The organism is Enterobacter sp. V89_11 (genome assembly GCF_029967775.1).
GTDB lineage: Bacteria > Pseudomonadota > Gammaproteobacteria > Enterobacterales > Enterobacteriaceae > Enterobacter > Enterobacter ludwigii.
In genome coordinates, this window is record NZ_JASCAN010000024.1 from 179660 (window position 1) to 197132 (window position 17473).

General features: G+C 57.9%; 16 protein-coding genes. 2 read left to right on the forward strand and 14 right to left on the reverse strand.

Annotation, left to right across the window (positions count from 1 at the left end):
• Positions 1-42: 42 nt before the first annotated feature.
• The 14 genes from yjiA to hpaG all read right to left on the reverse strand — a co-directional run bounded on the left by yjiA (position 43) and on the right by hpaG (position 14975).
• Positions 43-996, reverse strand: a complete 954-nt coding sequence (gene yjiA / locus QLG09_RS18225) for a GTPase (RefSeq protein ID WP_020885316.1) — start codon at positions 994-996, stop codon at positions 43-45.
• 10 nt (positions 997-1006) lie between these two features.
• On the reverse strand, positions 1007-1210 hold the full coding sequence (locus QLG09_RS18230; RefSeq protein ID WP_003856610.1) for a YbdD/YjiX family protein: 204 nt from the start codon (positions 1208-1210) through the stop codon (positions 1007-1009).
• 96 nt (positions 1211-1306) lie between these two features.
• Positions 1307-3460, reverse strand: coding sequence for a carbon starvation CstA family protein (locus QLG09_RS18235; RefSeq protein WP_020885314.1), 2154 nt, complete (start codon positions 3458-3460; stop codon positions 1307-1309).
• Positions 3461-3650: 190 nt separating this feature from the next.
• Complete coding sequence (locus QLG09_RS18240; protein WP_020885313.1) at positions 3651-4568, reverse strand: WYL domain-containing protein; 918 nt, start codon at positions 4566-4568, stop codon at positions 3651-3653.
• Positions 4569-4746: 178 nt separating this feature from the next.
• Complete coding sequence (locus QLG09_RS18245) at positions 4747-5256, reverse strand: 4-hydroxyphenylacetate 3-monooxygenase reductase subunit (RefSeq protein ID WP_282489244.1); 510 nt, start codon at positions 5254-5256, stop codon at positions 4747-4749.
• Positions 5257-5273: 17 nt separating this feature from the next.
• Positions 5274-6836 carry a 4-hydroxyphenylacetate 3-monooxygenase, oxygenase component gene (gene hpaB / locus QLG09_RS18250; RefSeq protein ID WP_014168483.1) on the reverse strand — a complete coding sequence of 521 codons (1563 nt, stop codon included), beginning with the start codon at positions 6834-6836 and terminating at the stop codon, positions 5274-5276.
• 164 nt (positions 6837-7000) lie between these two features.
• Entirely contained in the window at positions 7001-7912 is a 912-nt protein-coding gene (gene hpaA, locus QLG09_RS18255) for a 4-hydroxyphenylacetate catabolism regulatory protein HpaA (RefSeq protein ID WP_020885311.1), read from the reverse strand.
• A 9-nt stretch (positions 7913-7921) separates the two neighbouring features.
• Positions 7922-9274, reverse strand: a complete 1353-nt coding sequence (gene hpaX, locus QLG09_RS18260; RefSeq protein ID WP_020885310.1) for a 4-hydroxyphenylacetate permease — start codon at positions 9272-9274, stop codon at positions 7922-7924.
• A 21-nt stretch (positions 9275-9295) separates the two neighbouring features.
• On the reverse strand, positions 9296-10093 hold the full coding sequence (gene hpaI, locus QLG09_RS18265) for a 4-hydroxy-2-oxoheptanedioate aldolase (protein WP_047356939.1): 798 nt from the start codon (positions 10091-10093) through the stop codon (positions 9296-9298).
• Positions 10094-10102: 9 nt separating this feature from the next.
• The gene (gene hpaH / locus QLG09_RS18270) at positions 10103-10906 is read right to left on the reverse strand and encodes a 2-oxo-hept-4-ene-1,7-dioate hydratase (RefSeq protein ID WP_020885309.1); all 804 of its coding nucleotides are present in this window, start codon (positions 10904-10906) and stop codon (positions 10103-10105) included.
• 78 nt (positions 10907-10984) lie between these two features.
• Complete coding sequence (locus tag QLG09_RS18275) at positions 10985-11365, reverse strand: 5-carboxymethyl-2-hydroxymuconate Delta-isomerase (RefSeq protein ID WP_020885308.1); 381 nt, start codon at positions 11363-11365, stop codon at positions 10985-10987.
• Positions 11366-11374: 9 nt separating this feature from the next.
• Positions 11375-12232: a 3,4-dihydroxyphenylacetate 2,3-dioxygenase gene (gene hpaD, locus QLG09_RS18280; RefSeq protein ID WP_020885307.1), complete on the reverse strand. Its 858-nt coding sequence runs from the start codon at positions 12230-12232 to the stop codon at positions 11375-11377.
• 2 nt (positions 12233-12234) lie between these two features.
• Positions 12235-13701, reverse strand: coding sequence for a 5-carboxymethyl-2-hydroxymuconate semialdehyde dehydrogenase (gene hpaE, locus QLG09_RS18285; protein WP_282489254.1), 1467 nt, complete (start codon positions 13699-13701; stop codon positions 12235-12237).
• Positions 13698-14975 (reverse strand): 4-hydroxyphenylacetate degradation bifunctional isomerase/decarboxylase, encoded by a 1278-nt coding sequence (gene hpaG, locus QLG09_RS18290; protein WP_047743339.1) that lies wholly within the window; start codon positions 14973-14975, stop codon positions 13698-13700. Before hpaG ends, hpaE begins: the two co-directional genes overlap by 4 nt.
• A 269-nt stretch (positions 14976-15244) precedes the next feature.
• Here hpaG and hpaR point away from each other — a divergent pair, with 269 nt between their 5' ends.
• Complete coding sequence (gene hpaR, locus QLG09_RS18295) at positions 15245-15685, forward strand: homoprotocatechuate degradation operon regulator HpaR (protein WP_014168494.1); 441 nt, start codon at positions 15245-15247, stop codon at positions 15683-15685.
• Positions 15686-15770: 85 nt separating this feature from the next.
• Positions 15771-17435: a methyl-accepting chemotaxis protein gene (gene tsr, locus QLG09_RS18300; RefSeq protein ID WP_032682055.1), complete on the forward strand. Its 1665-nt coding sequence runs from the start codon at positions 15771-15773 to the stop codon at positions 17433-17435.
• Positions 17436-17473: the final 38 nt, after the last annotated feature.

Here is a 17473-nt window from a genome sequence, read left to right on the forward strand (position 1 = left end):
ACAGCCCTCTCCTCAACTGCGGAGAGGGCTGCGTTCGTACGGTTATTTGCGCAGTGCTGCAAACGCTGTCCGGATTTCGTCTTCCGGCAGCTGTAGCCCAATAAACACCATGACGCTTCGCGGTGTTTCATCTCCCCACGGTCTGTCCCAGTCCGCGCTGTACAGCCGCTGTACGCCCTGGAACAGCAGGCGGTTCGGTTCGCCATCAATCCACAGCATCCCTTTGTAGCGCAACAGTCTGTCGGCAAAAGAGAGCAACAGGTTTTCCATGACGCGGGAGACGTCGCTGATATCCACCGGGTAATCCAGCTCGACCACAATCGACGAGACGTCGTTTTGCTTATCTGCCATAAAGTGGAAGCGCGGCGTTGAGGTGACATGCTCTTCCAGCATAAAGCCGTTGGTGTTGAACAGCTGCGAGAGGTCGATATCACCGTGCGTCGCGATGTAAATCGGCGCGCGCGAGTTGATACGCGTCAGGCGCTCGCGCAGTTTTTCGCTGTCGCCCGCCACGTCGGTTTTGGTCAGCAGGATGCGATCGGCGTAGCCCACCTGCGACTGGGCGAGGGTGAACTGGTTCATCTGTTCGTCGGCATGAACCGCGTCGACCAGCGCAATGACGCCGTCCAGCAGGTAGCGCTGGCAGAGGATCTCATGGGCGAAAAAGGTCTGAATAATCGGGCCGGGGTCGGCCATACCGGTGCATTCAATCACCAGGCGGTCAAAATCGATTTCACCGCGATCGCGGCTGTCGAGCAGATCCAGCAGGGCGTCTTCTAATTCATTCGAGCGGGTGCAGCAGATGCAGCCGTTAGTCAGGGTTTTGATCTGCGTGGCGCGATCGCCAATCAGCTGATCGTCGACCGAGACTTCGCCGAATTCGTTTTCGATCACGGCGATTTTGAAGCCGTGCTGCGCGTTCAGAATGTGGCGCAGCAGGGTGGTTTTACCGGCGCCAAGGAAACCGGTCAGCAGGGTGACGGCAATCGGGGTCATGGTCTCTCCTTTAGCAGCAGCGTACGCCGCCTTCTCCACTCCCGCCGTAGCGCGCTTCCTGACGCTCGCGGAAGAATTCGGTATAGGTCATGTACGGTTTATCCGGATGGTTGGTCTTCATATGCTCAACGTAGTTGTCATAGTCCGGAATGCCAATCAGCATTTTCGCCGCCTGACCGAGGTATTTTTTCGCTTCGCCTAAGTTACCAAACATTGTGCCTTCCAGATAGAAAAAGCCCGGCAGGGGCTGCCGGGCGTAGTTTCCCTTCATCCTAACCCTCTCCCGCAGGAAGAGGGATGCGAGGGCGGATTAGTGGTGTGAAGAGGTCTTCACGCCGCCTTCCGGTACCGGGACATACGGGGTTTCTTTATCCGTACGACCCTCGGCGTTACGCACGTTCAGCCAGGTTTTGATGCCGTAGAAGATGATGCTGTACACCACCACCAGGAACAGAATACTCAAACCTGCGTTGGTGTAGTTGTTCACCACGATGTGGTTCATGTTGGCAATCTGCTGCGCAGTGAGGTCCGCGCCGCCTGCGGCAATTTTCTCTTTGTACTGGTTAGCCATGAAGAAGAAGCCTTCCAGCTGCGGGTTGGCGCTGAACAGTTTCAGACCAAGCGCCCAGGTGGTGCAGAGCAGCAGCCACAGCGCAGGGATCACGGTGACCCAGATGTATTTGGTGCGTTTCATTTTCACCAGTACAACGGTGCCAAGAACCAGGGCGACAGCGGCCAGCATCTGGTTAGAGATACCGAACAGCGGCCACAGGCTCTTCACGCCGCCCAGCGGGTCGACAACGCCCTGATACAGCAGGTAACCCCACAGACCCACGCAGCCCGCGGTTCCCAGAATACCCGCCACCAGAGAGTCGGTTTTCTTCAGGAACGGCACGAAGTTACCCAGCAGGTCCTGCAGCATAAAGCGTCCCGCACGGGTACCGGCGTCCAGCGCGGTGAGGATGAACAGCGCTTCAAAGAGAATACCGAAGTGGTACCAGAAGCCCATGTCCGCCCACGGCAGCACTTTGTGGAACACGTGTGCGATACCCACTGCCAGCGTCGGTGCGCCACCGGCGCGGTTCAGGACTGACGGTTCGCCAATGTCTTTCGCAGTCTGCATGATCTGCTCAGGCGAAATCACGAAGCCCCAGGAGCTGACGGTTGCGGCAGCATGTGCGCTCGCATCTTTCAGCTGCGCCATGATCAGCGCCGCGTTATCACCGCCCATCTCATGCAGGTTTGGCATGGTAATGCCCAGGCCTGCCGGAGGGGTGTTCATCGCGAAGTAGAGACCCGGTTCGATGATGGACGCGGCAACCAGTGCCATGATCGCCACGAAAGACTCCATCAGCATTGCGCCGTAGCCAATCAGACGCGCGTCTTTTTCGTTAGCCAGCAGCTTCGGTGTGGTACCGGAAGCAATCAGGGCGTGGAAGCCAGAGACCGCACCGCAGGCGATGGTGATAAACAGGAACGGGAACAGCGCACCTTTCCACAGAGGACCGGTACCGTCGATGTACTGGGTCACTGCCGGCATTTTCAGATCCGGGTTAATCACCAGGATGCCGATCGCCAGACCGACGATAACGCCGATTTTCAGGAAGGTCGCCAGGTAGTCACGCGGTGCCAGGATCAGCCAGACCGGCAGCAGAGCGGAGACAAACGCATACCCAATCAACGCGAAGGTGATGGTGGTGTCCTTGAAGGTCAGCGCCGGGCCCCAGTACGGGTCGTGCGCAATCACGCCACCGAAGTAGATGGATGCAACCAGCAGCACAATACCAATCACCGACACTTCACCCACGCGACCCGGGCGGATAAAGCGCATGTAGATACCCATGAACAGCGCAATCGGCACGGTAGAGCAGACGGTGAAGACCCCCCACGGACTTTCGGCCAGCGCTTTCACCACGATTAACGCCAGCACCGCGAGGATGATGATCATAATCAGGAAGCAGCCGAACAGTGCGATGGTCCCCGGCACGCGGCCCATCTCCTCTTTGACCATCTCACCCAGAGAGGCGCCGTTACGGCGAGAAGAGATAAACAGCACCATAAAGTCCTGCACCGCCCCGGCCAGCACTACGCCCGCGAGCAGCCACAGGGTGCCAGGCAGGTAGCCCATCTGCGCGGCCAGAACCGGGCCGACCAGCGGACCCGCACCGGCGATAGCGGCAAAGTGGTGACCAAACAACACGTAGCGGTTGGTGGGCACGTAGTTGAGGCCGTCATTATTAATGACCGCCGGAGTGGCACGCGTCGGGTCGAGTTTCATGACCTTCTGCGCGATGTATAAGCTGTAGTAGCGATAAGCAACAAGATAGACGGAGACAGACGCAACGACGATCCACAGGGCGCTTACGTGTTCGCCCCGGCGTAGTGCGACAACCGCCAGACAAAAAGCGCCGAGGATCCCGAGTAACGCCCAGGGCACGTGCTTCAGTAGTTTTTTCGTATCCATAGTAAGACCTGGTTTTTTATGTAATGAAAAAGGGTCAGGGTTCGTTATGAGGAGGTATTGATTAATGCTGGAGCGATCGTGCCAGAACCACGCGCGTGTAAAGACAGGTAAATGAATGAGCGGTTGAAAGGGCCAGGTGAGCGGTCAAAGAGGGCGGCGAGTGGTTCCGTCTCACCGCCGCCGGGAGAAATTATGTGATTGAGATCACGTGGTTATCTGCTGTGCGCTCTACCGCCAGATAATTTTCCAGCGTTTTAAGCAGCTTCTCTTTTAGCCAGTTGGGCTCCAGGATTTGAATGTTCGGCAGCCAGTAGAACAGCAGCGGCAGGATCTGGTTCTCGTGTGCCGCCTGACAGCGCAGCGTGACGCCGTTGTGCTGCTCACCGACAAGCTCTTGTTCCGGTAGCAGGTCGCGGCGCATAAAGTAATGTGAAATAGTATCTTTAATGAATATTTTCACTTCGAAAGTGTCTTCCGACACCCACGGATCAAGGCTTTTTTCCAGCAGTCCGAGCGCATTTTCTTCCGGCGTGAAGGTTTTTTGTTGAATATCAAACCAGCTAATCTGACTCAACGAGAAGGATTTTAGCCGACTATTCTCGGTGGCTTGTAAATACCATATATTTTTATTGTTAATGAGTTTATAGGGATTAATCAGGCGGGTTTTACCCTTATAAACGATCTGGCATACATTACGATTCTTAATCGATTTCTCGATTTTCGATAAATAGCGACGAATATCACGTTCTACCGTGTGCTCTGCTTCGTTGCCAAGAATAAGAATATGATTTTCGTCAACGCGTGTTTCAAGTTTCTGCCAGAATTCCGTATTTCTTTCCGGGAAAAAGCTATCGGCATTCAGGAAGTTAGCAATCGTGTGATGTAATCCTTGTCCACCGGGAGATTGTGCGGAGTGGATCAGACGATACAGTCCGTTACCGGTATGTTCCACAATAGGTGAAAGCGCATTTAAATCCCGGTAGACAGTGCGCTCAGTAATTTTAAATTTTTCCATGAGCGCACTGCGGTTTACCACACCATTTAAATGTAACTCAACCAGAATATCGACCAGACGTTCAGCCGAGCGGCTCCGCGTCGATTTAGCCATAAGGTCTTCCTGTATATTAGGGTATGCGCTGAATGATGCGGGTAGCACTGACATGTATTGTCAGTATTCAGACACAGAAAATTTCTCTTATGGCTATATAACGGCGTGATTAAGCGGAAACCTTAGGAATTTTTGTGGAAATTGGCGCTGGCCGGGAAACGGCCAGCGCAGGAGGGGGTCACACTGCGGCTTCAGCCTCCATCATGACGGGGTGGAAACGGCGTTTAAAATAGATCAGGCCGTGTCCCGCTTCGCTCAGAATGATGTTTTTAATTTCAACGAGATAAACCAGATGGGTGCCGATGGTTTGCACCTGGCTAATCTCGCCTTCAAGGCTTGCCAGCGCGCCCTTCAGCACCGGTTGCCCCTGCGGACCTTTCTGCCAGCAGGCGAGGGCAAAGCGATCGTCCATTGCCATGCCGGTCATCCCGGCGAAGTGGCGGGCCATGATCTCCTGCTCATGGTTCAGCACGTTGACGCACAGCTTACCGTTACCCTGGAAAACCGGGTTCATGGCGCTGTTGGCATTGATGCAGACCATCAGCGATGGCGGGGTGTCCGTGACTGAACAGACGGCGGTGGCGGTGATACCGCAGCGTCCTGCATCGCCCTCGGTGGTGACAACGTTAACCGCCGCCGACAGGCTGGCCATCGCATCGCGAAAACGCAGGCGTTGTTCTGTATGCATTGAAACCTCCCGCTGCGTTATTTCAGCAGCTTATCCAGCATGTTGATATCGGAATTATTGTGCAGGTGCGGCACCGTCCAGCCATGCTGGTCGTACTCGGACATGCAGCGGTCGACCATTGCCATCATTTTGTCCATGTTGCCAGAGCTCTGTGCCTGACGCAGACACTGCAGACGGATTTCGTCCTGGCTGCCGGAATAGTTGATCTCATACAGCTCGTGACGACCACCAAACTCGCTGCCGATGGCATCCCACATCAGTTTCAAAATCTTAATGCGTTCCACGTGATCCATGCCGTTGGAGCCGCGCACGTATTTCGCCAGATACTGGTCGATCTGCGGATTGTTCAGGTCTCGTGCGCTGGACGGCAGATAGATCAGGCCGCTGGTGACGTTACGCTCGATGATGTTCTTGATCTTCGCATAGGCCATCGGGGCCATGACGCGGTAAGTCTGCAGCGCCGCGTGATCCGGCAGGTACGCGCCATTCACCCACGGCGTGGCTTCAGAACACATGGAGTCGCTCAGCGCCCAGAACATGTTGCGCCAGGCCACCACTTCCCCGAGATCCGCCTGCACGCCGCGGAACTCCAGGGTGCCGGTACACTCCAGCGATTTCTTCAGCAGCGCGGTAATGAAATCGAGCTTCACCGCCAGACGTACGCAGGCCTGCAGCGGGTACATGCGGGCAAAACCGCCTTCCATGGTCCAGCGACGGCAGCGATCGAAATCGCGGTAGATCAGCACGTTTTCCCAGGGGATCAGCACATGATCCATCACCAGGATCGCGTCGTTTTCGTCGAAACGGCTGGAGAGCGGGTAGTCGTACGGAGAGCCGGTCGCGCCTGCCACCATTTCGTAAGAGGCGCGAGAGATCAGCTTCACGCCTTCGGCGTCCATTGGCGCAACGAACATCAGCGCGAAGTCCGGGTTTTCGCCCATGACCTGCGCGGAGCCAAAACCGATCATGTTGTAGTGAGTCAGCGCCGAGTTGGTTGCCACCACTTTTGCACCGCTAACGATGATCCCGGCGTCGGTCTCTTTTTCCAGCTTGATGTAGACGTCTTTTACTTCGTCCGCCGGTTTATGACGGTCGATGGGTGGGTTAACGATGGCGTGGTTGAAGTAAAGCCCGGTTTCCTGAATACGGGTGTACCAGTTACGGGCGTTCTGTTCGAACTGGCCGTAGAACGCCGGATTGGCACCGAGCGCGCAGCCAAACGCCGCCTTGTAGTCCGGGGTGCGGCCCATCCAGCCGTAACTCAGGCGCGACCACTCGGCGATGGCGTCACGCTGCTGACGCAGGTCGTCGGCGCTTTTCGCCACGCGGAAAAACTTATGGGTGTAGCCGCCGCTGCCGGTATCGGTGCCCCAGCACAGCGTGTCCTGCATGTCAGGCTTGTGCAGCGCATCGTACATCTGCGCGATGGAGGCTGCCGCATTGCGAAACGCCGGATGAGTGGTCACGTCTTTGACGCGCTCGCCGTAGATATAAATCTCACGGCCATCCTGCAGGCTTTTTAAATACTCTTCACCGGTTAACGGACGTTTGGCATCAGCGCGGAAATCTTCAGGCTTCATAGGGACCTCGTATCGGAATAGTGGTGTTAAATTTATGTTTTGTTTTTGTTGTTTAATTGAAGCCTGAGCGGGGGTGAACGTGAAGGGACGATTGGGACAACGGCTGGTACTTTTCGCATATGATCGCAGAGTGTGATTTCCCTCACCCTGAACCCGGGAGAGGGTCAGGGCTGGGGTGGGGTAACAGACGACACCGGTACTTTTTGTGCCCGATACGCGCTCGGCGAACACCCCACTAACCGATTAAAAAACCGGGCAAAATAGGCCGGGTCTTTAAACCCCAGCTGCCAGGCGATTTCGCTGACCGCGCTGTCGGAGAAGAGCAGCATCCGCCTCGCTTCACGCAGCTGACGGTCAAAAATCAGCCGCTTCGGCGGGCGGTTGGCGAAGCGCCGGCAGATATCGGTCAGACGCGATTCGGTCAGGTGCAGTTCGCTGGCATATTCCGGTACCGTCCAGTGCTCATGAAAATGGACGTCAATCAGCTGGGTAAAGCGCTGGAACAGTTTCAGCTCGCCGCGCATGCCGCTGGCGGCGTGATCGTCGAGCTTCGCGTTGCGCAGCAGCAGGGTGAACACCGCCTGGGCTAACAGAACCAGCGTGTGTTCGCGCCCGGGCAGTTGCGCCGTCGATTCCCGGGCAATCAGCGGCCAGTAGTGCTTCAGTGCCGCCAGTTCGTCCGGCTTATCGGCCAGCGACAGGCAGATCCCCGGCAGGCCAAAGGCTTCCCGCGTGCCGGGGTAGAGCACTTCCAGCAGCGGCCAGATCAGATCCTCGCGCACCGTCAGAACGTGCCCGTCGCTGTCGGATTCGGTAATAAACGCGTGCGGCACTGACGGGGGCGTGAGCACAAACAGCGGAGCCTGCACCGAGTAGCGGTGATCGTCGAGCTGCAGTTCGATCTGTCCGGTATCCAGAAAGTGCATCTGAAAATACTGGTCGTGACGGTGAGCCTGCATGTCGCGGCCAAAAAAGGCCGCCATGCGGGCGAACGACTGATAGTGAACATCATCCGTTCCCAGACTTTCGTCGTACTCTTTGCTGATGTCGATATTCGCGATCGGGCTCTGGCACATAGCCGCTCCTTACGGGATTTTCTGCGCCGCCATACCCGGCTCGTGCTCAAGGCTCTCCCGCTGCGTCATCGGGATACGTGTCAGCACCAGCGCGCCGACCACCAGCAAGCCGGCAACAAACCACAACCCGGAGCTGAAGCTGCCGGTGCTGTCACGCAGAATGCCGATCAACAGCGGGCTGACGGCGGATCCGACGTTACCGATGGCATTGATCACCGCCAGTGCGACCGCCCGCGACTGCAGGCTAATAACCCGATCCGGCGTGGTCCAGAAGATCGCCATGGCGGTAAACGATCCGGTTGAGGCCATGATGATGCCAAGCAGCTGGATCAGGCTGTGGTGGGTCGCCGAGGCCAGCAGCCATCCTGCCGCCGCAAAGAGATACGGCAGAATGGTGTGCTTTTTTCGCTCTTTCAGCCTGTCGGAGCGGCGGCTCCACCAGATCATCCCGAGGATGGTGCAAAACTGCGGGATCGCCGCCAGCAGGCCAATCACAATGTTGCTGCTGCCGGTGTTGAAGCTTTGCAGGATCTGCGGCGTCCAGATATTAATCGCGCTCAGGGTGTTCGTGAGGCAGAAATAGGCCAGGGTATAGAGCAGCACGGCCGGAGTAAACACTTCGCGCAGCGTCGAACGCGGCGTGACGGGGCGGGCGATGGCCGACTCCTGCTCGCGGGCGATCATTGTTTTAAGCGCCTGCTTTTCGTCGTCATCCAGCCAGCTGGCCTGATCCGGCGTGTCGTTCAGGTAGAACCACGTCACAACGCCGAGCACCACGGACGGTAGCCCCTCCAGCAGGAACAGCCACTGCCAGCCTTTCAGGTTCCACAGCCCGTCCATGGCCAGAATATAACCGGAGAGGATCGAGCCGAGCATCATGGTCACCGGCATGGCGATCATAAACAACGCATTGGCGCGGGCGCGGTGGTAGGCAGGGAACCACCAGGTGAGATAGACGAGGATCCCCGGCAGGAATCCGGCCTCGGCAATGCCCACCAGCATGCGCAGCACATAGAGCGTGTGCGGGCTGGTGGCGAACATGGTGCAGGTGGAAGCGATGCCCCACACCACCATGATCCCGGCGATCCAGCGCCGGGCGCCGACCTTCGCCAGCATGATGTTGCTGGGGATCCCACATATCACGTAGGTGACGTAAAACAGGGTGGCGGCCAGGCCAAACATGGTCGAGGTGAGGCCCAGATCTTTGCCCATCGTCAGCCCGGCAAAGCCGATGTTAATGCGGTCAAGAAACGAGAAGACAAACAGGATAAAGAGAAACACGATCAAACGACGAAACAGCTTCTGAATAACGCGGTGTTCTACAGCTTTATTATCATGGGTTTGCAGGGTAGAGGTCGTCATGTTGCACTCCACATCGTACGTTTAGTAGACGGATTTATTGTTATTTACTGACGTAACCGGGATATCGATAAAACGTGCCGCCAGCGCCTCGGCGCTGCGTGCAAGCAGGGTGGTGTCGACCCCGACGGCGACAAACAGCGCGCCAAGCTCGAGGTAGCGTTTTGCCAGCGGCTCGTTAGCCATCAGGATGCCGGGCGCTTTGCCTGCCGCACGGATCTGCGAAATGGCCTTCTCGATGGCGGCCTGGACTTCCGGGTGCTGCGGATTTCCGGCAAAGCCCATGTCGGCGCTCAGATCCGCCGGGCCAATAAACACTCCGTCCACGCCTTCCACGTCGAGGATGTGCGGCAGATTTTTCAGCGCCTCGCGCGTTTCAATCTGCACCAGCACGCACATGGCATCGTTAGCGCGCTGCAGGTAATCAGGCGTGCGGTTCCAGCGCGAGGCGCGAGCCAGCGCGCTGCCCACGCCGCGGATCCCCGCCGGTGGATAACGCGTGGCGCGCACCGCCAGCCGGGCTTCATCGGCGTTTTGTACCATCGGCACCAGCAGGGTTTGCGCCCCGACGTCCAGCAGCTGTTTGATCTGGACCGGATCGTTCCACGACGGGCGTACCACCGGCTGGCTGGCGTAAGGCGCGATCGCCTGCAGCTGGGTCAGGACGGTTTGCACGTTATTGGGCGCGTGCTCTGCGTCGATCAGCAGCCAGTCGAACCCCGCACCGGCCAGCAGCTCGGCGCTGTAACTGCTGGTCAGCCCCAGCCAGAGGCCGATTTGCGGTTTTCCGGCGCTCAGCGCCGCTTTGAATCTGTTTTCCATGGTGGTCTCCTAAACAAAACGGCAGCTGATGGAGCCCATCTTGCCGTAGTCCACGTGGAAGGTATCGCCCTTGCTGGCCGGCACCGGGCGGGTAAATGAACCGCCGAGGATGATTTGGCCAGGCTCCAGCTGAACGTCGTACGGCGCGAGTTTATTGGCAAGCCATGCCACACCGTTGGCCGGGTGGTTGAGCACGCCCGCGGCGACCCCGGTCTCTTCAATGACGCCGTTGCGGTAGAGCAGGGCGGAGATCCAGCGCAGATCCAGCTCGTCGGGCTTAATCGGGCGACCGCCAAGGATCACACCTGCATTGGCGGCGTTATCGGAGATGGTGTCGAACACCTTGCGCGGACGCTGGGTCTCGGGATCGATGTTGTGGCAGCGGGCGTCGATCAGCTCCAGCGCGGGGATGACGTAATCCGTGGCGTTGTAGACGTCGAACAGGGTGCAGTTTGGGCCGCGCAGGGGTTTTGCCAGCACGAAGGCCAGCTCCACTTCGATGCGCGGGACGATAAAGCGGTCGGCAGGGATATCGCCGCCGTCGTGGAAGAACATGTCGTCGAGCAGAGCACCGTAGTCCGGCTCGCTAATCTGCGAGCTGGCCTGCATCGCTTTGGAGGTGAGGCCAATCTTGTGGCCTTTCAGCACGCGACCTTCGGCGATTTTCAGGCTCACCCATTCGCGCTGTACGGCGTAGGCGTCGTCAAGGGTGATCGTCGGGTAGTCGAGCGAGATCTGGCGGATCTGCTCCCGGGACTGCTCCGCCTGATGCAGACGATGGGCGATCAGGGTATGGGTGTGTTTATCGAGCATGGCGATTTCCTGTTGTTGCCGGGTGGCGTGCTGCTCACCCGGCTTGCGTTCAAAGCCGTTGTCGGCCCGGTAAGGGCGCTACTTAAACAAAGCGTGCACGTTGTTCTGCTTGTAATTGAGCGTCGGGTGCAGCTCGTCTATTTCAAAAGAGAGCGCCAGATAGCGCGATGCCATCAGGTCGGCGAAGTGGGTTTTAATCAGCTCAAACAGTGCCTTTCCCACCGCCTCCCGGCTCTCCAGACTGCGCCCGGCGCCAATCTTCAGCGTCATATGCACAAAGGCGTAATCGTGCTTACCGTCGGCCATCTGCCAGGTGTCCAGCCAGTGCGCGCGGCTACGGATACCGCCGAGTGGGAAGATTCCCGTGGCGGCAAGCGCGTCGTTCACTTTGGCGAACAGTGCTGGCAGGTCAGCCTGCTCGCGGATGTTGTCAGTGCATTCAGCAATAAAGTGCGGCATGGTGGCTCCTTACGCGGACGCGGGCAGGGGGAAAACGGCGTTAACCTGGCCGGTGCCGGAGCTGGGGAACAGCTCGGTGAGGAACTCCACCTTGCCGTCGTATGTGTCCCAGCCGAGCATCCCCAGCAGCATCACCGTGTCGTGCATGTTGCCCTCGCCGTAGCAGTAGTGGGCATACTCCGGCAGCATGCTGCAGAACTCCCTGAACTTGCCTTCACGCCACAGCTTCACCACGCGTTCGTCCATCTGACGGTCGAACTCGCGGGTGTAGCTGTTCATTCCCTCTTCGGCGCGCTGGTCGTCGATAAAACGGTGCGACAGCGAACCGCTGGCGAGCACCGCCACGGTGCCGTCATATTTCTGAATCGCGCTGACGATGGCCTCGCCCAGCCTGCGGCTGTCGGCGAAGTCGTGGACGGTGCAGAACGCGGCGATAGAGATCACTTTGAAGTGCTTATCGCTGTTCATGTAGCGCATCGGTACCAGCGTGCCGTACTCCAGCTTGAGGCTCGGGATGTTGTGCGCTTTGGCACGTACGCCGAGTTTCACCGCTTCGTCGGCGATAAGCTGGCCGAGCGCCGGGTTACCGTCGTAGTCGTAGGTCATGTCGCGGATAAAATGCGGCAGCTCGTTGCTGGTGTAGATGCCGGAGAAATGATCCGCACAGTTGATGTGGTAGGCGCTGTTCACCAGCCAGTGGGTATCGAACACAATAATGGTATCGACGCCCAGCTCCCGACAGCGCTTGCTGATTTCTTTATGTCCGTCGATGGCGGACTGGCGGCAGCCGTGGTTTTTTCCCGGCAGTTCAGAGAGGTACATTGACGGAACGTGGGTAATTTTTGCCGCTAACGCTAACTTGCCCATACTCAGATCCCCCATTTTGGAATCGGATGGTCGCCCATGGAGATGCAGACGTTTTTCATTTCAGCGAACACCTCGAAGCTGTATTCGCCCCCTTCGCGCCCGGTACCGGAAGCCTTCACGCCGCCAAACGGCTGACGCAGGTCGCGCACGTTCTGGGTGTTTACAAACACCATTCCGGCTTCGATATTGCGCGCCAGGCGCAGCACTTTGCTGACGTCCTGGGTCCAGATGTATGACGCCAGGCCGTACTCCACGTCGTTAGCCAGACGCAGCCCTTCGGCTTCGTCCTTAAACGGCAGCAGGCAGGCAACCGGACCGAAAATCTCTTCCTGGGCCACGCGCATCCGGTTGTCGACGTCTGCCAGCACGGTCGGGCGCAGGAAGTTGCCGTTTTTCAGGTGAGCAGGCAGATCGGTGGGTTTGTCAGGGCCGCCCGCCAGCAGGGTCGCGCCTTCTTCAATGCCAAGACGGATATAGCCGGAGACTTTTTCCCAGTGCTGCTGGCTGATCAGCGCGCCAACCTGAGTGTTCGGATCGGTCGGGTCACCCACGCGCAGACGGTTCGCGCGCTCGGCAAAGCGCCTGACGAATTCCGGGTAGATGCTCTGCTGAATGAAAATGCGTGAGCCAGCGGTGCAACGCTCGCCGTTGATGGAGAAGATGGTGAACAGGGCGGCATCCAGCGCGCGTTCGATATCCGCATCTTCAAAAATCAGCACCGGAGATTTCCCTCCCAGCTCCATGGAGTATTTCTTCAGTCCGGCGTTTTTCATGATGTTGCGCCCGGTGGCGGTGCCGCCGGTAAAGGAGACGGCGCGCACGTCGTGGTGACGTACCAGCGCATCGCCCGCCGTTGTGCCATAGCCCTGCACCACGTTCAGCACGCCCGCCGGAATACCGGCCTCCAGCGCCAGCTCGCCCAGACGGTCGGCGGTCAGCGGGGAGAGCTCAGACATCTTCAGCACCGCGGTGTTGCCCAGCGCCAGGCACGGCGCAACCTTCCAGGTGGCGGTCATAAACGGCACGTTCCACGGCGACACCAGCGCGCAGACCCCCACCGGCTGCACCAGGGTGTAGTTGAGCATCTTGTCGTCGACCGGGTAGGTTTTACCGTTCATCTGCTGGCACACTTCGGCGAAGAACGCGAAGTTGTGCGACGCGCGTGGTATAAGCACGTTTTTGGTCTGGTGGATCGGCAGGCCGGTGTCGGCGGTCTCGAGGGCCGCAATCTCCGGAACGTGTTGATCGATAAGATCCCCGAGGCGACGCATCAGGCGTGCGCGCTCTTTCATCGGCAGGTTAGCCCACGTCGGGAATGCCTCTTTGGCCGCCGCCACGGCCTGATGAATTTCAGCTTCACCGCCGGACGCGACCTCCGCCAGCACCTCTCCGGTGGCCGGGTTAGTGGTGTGGAAGTAATCACTTCCTGCGACGTTTTTACCGTTAATCCAATGGTTTATTTTTTTCATTTTGCAGTCTCCTCACTGACAATGCGGTTCACCAGGCGGCCCACGCCCTCTACTTCCACGACCACTTCGTCGCCAGGCTGTACGTCAGACAGACCCTTTGGCGTGCCGGTGGCAATCATGTCGCCGGGCTGCAGGGTCATAAACTCGCTGAGATAGGCAATCAGAAACGGGATGCTGAAGATCAGATCGGCAGTGGTCCCTTGCTGGCGCAATTCACCGTTCACGAAGGTGCGCAGGGTTAAGTTATGCGGGTCGGGAATGGCCTCTTTCGGCACGATATGCGGGCTGAGGGGGGTCAACCCGTCGCGGCTTTTCACCCGCAGGTTCGGGCGGTAGTAGTTTTCCAGGTAGTCACGGATGGCGTAATCGTTGCAGACGGTATAGCCCGCGACATAGTCCATCGCCTCGCGCTCACTGACCTTGTGCGCCGTTTTGCCGATGACCACCACCAGCTCCGCCTCGTAGTGCATGTACTCAATGTTGTTCGGGCGGACCGAGGTCTGGTTATCGCCGGTCACGGTGTTGGGGGCTTTGATAAACACCAGCGGTTCCGTTGGCGGCGTAAACGCCAGCTCGCTGGCGTGATCGGCGTAGTTCAGACCAAGCGCGAACAGCGTGGCGTGCGGATGTGGGCCTTGCGCATGGGCGACCTCGCGTTCATCAACCACCGGGTTTTCCAGGGACGGGAAGCCTTTCGCCAGAATGCGTACGCGATCGCCCGGCTGCAGCGGGACGCGCGAGTGTGGGGTGCCGAGCAGAATGGCATCGCCCGGACTGAGGGTGGCGAACTCGCTCAGGGCGCTCAGCAGTTCGGCGGCATTGCGCTGCAGGTCAGCGGTGTTCCAGTGGTCCGCTTCCCGGCCGTTAATTTCGGTGACGATGGTCAGGTTATCAACGTGGTCGACGGCGGCCAGCTCTCCCAGCGGACAAAAGCCGTCACGGCATTTGGCCTTGATCGCCGGGCGATAAAAACTCTCTTCCGGCAGGCTCACTTCGTTGGCAAGCGCGTAACCGGCGATGAACTCCGCCGCCTCGTCCACGGGAACGTTACGCGCCGTTTTGCCCACAACCAGCGCAACCGTGGCACCGCTTAACACGGTTTCTCCCTGCGGGAAGGGAATGGGGTCGCCCGTGCGGATCACGGTGTTATGCGGTTTGATAAACCACACGGCGGTTTTTGGCGGCGTGTTGTAGGGGGCTTTTTCAAACGCGTCGCGCCAGGCATCGCGCTGGCTCTGGTGGTTCAGCGCTACGGCAAAAACAGTACCTTTCATTCACTTACTCCTCAGGCCGGACGTCCGGCCTGTGATTTCATTAATATGTTAATGATCAGGTTGTATGCCTTTGCTGTTTATTTCGCAACCAGAAGTGAATAATTTGTGATATGAATAACAATAAATTTACATAAAGAGATTAAAGGCTATATTTATCATTGCGTTAAAATATCAGGCTTGTTTCTGTTAGACTTTTTGTCGTAAAACGCGTTGTGTGTAAAACCAGCAGAACTGAATTGTTCATGTGTTAATGATTACCGGGAGAGGCTATGCATGATTCATTAACTATCGCCCTGTTACAGGCGCGGGAAGCGGCGATGTCTTACTTCCGCCCAATTGTGAAACGGCATAACCTGACCGAGCAGCAGTGGCGCATCGTGCGCGTGCTGGCCGAACATCCGTCGATGGATTTTCACGATCTGGCGTTTCGCACCTGTATCTTGCGTCCCAGCCTGACGGGCATTCTGACGCGCATGGAGCGTGACGGTCTGGTGCTGCGCCTTAAGCCCGTAAACGATCAGCGCAAGCTGTACGTGTCGCTGACCAAAGAGGGGAACAGGCTATACGAGCGTGCCCAGGCGCAGGTGGAAGAGGCGTATCAGCAAATCGAGGCCGAATATACGCCGGCGAAGATGCAACAGCTGACAGCGCTGCTGGAAGAGTTTATTGAACTGGGGAACCGGCATATCACAGCGCGCGAAGAAGAGTAAAAACCACAAATTTAAGGATGATTTTCGTAAAGTTTTCCCTTTCCAGGCCGAAAATCCTGTTATCTGTCTGATGGAAAGCGAAAACATGTTAAACCGTATCAAGATTGTCACCAGCTTAATGCTGGTATTAGCGATATTTGGCCTTTTACAACTCACATCCGGTGGTCTTTTCTTCAATGCCCTCAAGCATGACAAAGAGAATTTCACCGTCCTGCAAACCATTCGCCAGCAACAGTCCACGCTGAACGCCAGCTGGGTTGCCCTGCTGCAAACCCGTAATACCCTGAACCGTGCGGGTATCCGCTACATGATGGATCAGAGCAATATCGGCAGCGGCGCGACCGTGAACGATCTGATGCAAATTGCGGCGGCTTCTCTGAAACAGGCAGAAAAAAACTGGGCTGAATACGAAGCCCTGCCACGCGATCCGCGTCAAAACGACGCCGACGCGACGGAGATCAAGCGTAACTACGATATCTACCACGGTGCACTGGCGGAGCTGATCCAGCTGCTGGGCGCGGGCAAAATCAACGCCTTCTTCGATCAACCTACCCAGAGCTATCAGGATGGTTTTGAGAAGCAGTACGTGAACTATCTGCAGCAGAACGACAAGCTGTATCAGATGGCGGTGGAAAACAGCAATAGCTCCTACAGCCAGGCAATCTGGGTGCTGATTAGCGTACTGATTGCGGTGCTGGTGGTGATCGTGGCCGTGTGGCTGGGTATCAAGCAGGCGCTGATTTCGCCACTTACCCGTCTTATCGACAACATTCGTCATATCGCCAGCGGCGATCTGGTGAAGCGCATCGAGGTGCAGGGCGCTAACGAGATGGGTGAACTGGCCGACTCGCTGCGTCATATGCAGGGCGAGCTGGTCCGTACCGTTGGTGATGTGCGTAACGGTGCTAATGCCATCTACAGCGGCGCGAGTGAAATCGCGATGGGTAACAACGATCTCTCTTCCCGTACGGAACAGCAGGCCGCATCCCTGGAAGAGACCGCTGCCAGCATGGAGCAGCTGACGGCGACCGTTAAGCAGAACGCCGAGAACGCCCGTCAGGCGAGCAACCTGGCGCTGAGCGCGTCCGAAACCGCGCAGAAGGGCGGTAAAGTGGTGGATAACGTGGTGCAAACCATGCGTGACATCGCGGGCAGTTCGCAGAAAATTGCCGACATTATCAGCGTGATCGACGGCATCGCGTTCCAGACCAACATCCTGGCACTGAACGCCGCGGTAGAAGCGGCACGTGCGGGCGAGCAGGGCCGCGGATTTGCCGTTGTTGCGGGTGAAGTCCGTAACCTGGCACAGCGCAGCGCCCAGGCAGCACGTGAGATCAAGAGCCTGATTGAAGACTCTGTTGGCCGCGTGGAAGTCGGGTCTACCCTGGTAGAAAGCGCCGGCGAAACCATGGGTGAAATCGTTAATGCGGTAACCCGCGTGACGGACATCATGGGCGAAATCGCCTCTGCGTCTGATGAGCAGAGCCGCGGTATCGATCAGGTGGGTCTGGCGGTGGCTGAGATGGATCGCGTGACCCAGCAGAACGCCTCGCTGGTGGAAGAGTCTGCCGCGGCGGCGGCGGCACTGGAAGAGCAGGCGAGCCGTCTGACTCAGGCCGTGGCCGTGTTCCGCATTCAGCAGGAGCAGATGAAAGCCCGCGAGCAGGCTTCAGCGAAAACCGCTGCAGCCCCTATGATGGCGCGTAAAGCCGCGACCACCGATGCGGGCGAAAACTGGGAAACGTTTTAATCCTGCCACAGTGCCGGGGGGCGGCTACGCCTGACCCG

What these genes read in the sequence shown, in the direction of transcription:
- yjiA (WP_020885316.1), bottom strand. Translation starts at nt 996, where the DNA reads ATGACCCCGATTGCCGTCACCCTGCTGACCGGTTTCCTTGGCGCCGGT.
- QLG09_RS18230 (WP_003856610.1), bottom strand. Translation starts at nt 1,210, where the DNA reads ATGTTTGGTAACTTAGGCGAAGCGAAAAAATACCTCGGTCAGGCGGCG.
- QLG09_RS18235 (WP_020885314.1), bottom strand. Translation starts at nt 3,460, where the DNA reads ATGGATACGAAAAAACTACTGAAGCACGTGCCCTGGGCGTTACTCGGG.
- QLG09_RS18240 (WP_020885313.1), bottom strand. Translation starts at nt 4,568, where the DNA reads ATGGCTAAATCGACGCGGAGCCGCTCGGCTGAACGTCTGGTCGATATT.
- QLG09_RS18245 (WP_282489244.1), bottom strand. Translation starts at nt 5,256, where the DNA reads ATGCATACAGAACAACGCCTGCGTTTTCGCGATGCGATGGCCAGCCTG.
- hpaB (WP_014168483.1), bottom strand. Translation starts at nt 6,836, where the DNA reads ATGAAGCCTGAAGATTTCCGCGCTGATGCCAAACGTCCGTTAACCGGT.
- hpaA (WP_020885311.1), bottom strand. Translation starts at nt 7,912, where the DNA reads ATGTGCCAGAGCCCGATCGCGAATATCGACATCAGCAAAGAGTACGAC.
- hpaX (WP_020885310.1), bottom strand. Translation starts at nt 9,274, where the DNA reads ATGACGACCTCTACCCTGCAAACCCATGATAATAAAGCTGTAGAACAC.
- hpaI (WP_047356939.1), bottom strand. Translation starts at nt 10,093, where the DNA reads ATGGAAAACAGATTCAAAGCGGCGCTGAGCGCCGGAAAACCGCAAATC.
- hpaH (WP_020885309.1), bottom strand. Translation starts at nt 10,906, where the DNA reads ATGCTCGATAAACACACCCATACCCTGATCGCCCATCGTCTGCATCAG.
- QLG09_RS18275 (WP_020885308.1), bottom strand. Translation starts at nt 11,365, where the DNA reads ATGCCGCACTTTATTGCTGAATGCACTGACAACATCCGCGAGCAGGCT.
- hpaD (WP_020885307.1), bottom strand. Translation starts at nt 12,232, where the DNA reads ATGGGCAAGTTAGCGTTAGCGGCAAAAATTACCCACGTTCCGTCAATG.
- hpaE (WP_282489254.1), bottom strand. Translation starts at nt 13,701, where the DNA reads ATGAAAAAAATAAACCATTGGATTAACGGTAAAAACGTCGCAGGAAGT.
- hpaG (WP_047743339.1), bottom strand. Translation starts at nt 14,975, where the DNA reads ATGAAAGGTACTGTTTTTGCCGTAGCGCTGAACCACCAGAGCCAGCGC.
- hpaR (WP_014168494.1), top strand. Translation starts at nt 15,245, where the DNA reads ATGCATGATTCATTAACTATCGCCCTGTTACAGGCGCGGGAAGCGGCG.
- tsr (WP_032682055.1), top strand. Translation starts at nt 15,771, where the DNA reads ATGTTAAACCGTATCAAGATTGTCACCAGCTTAATGCTGGTATTAGCG.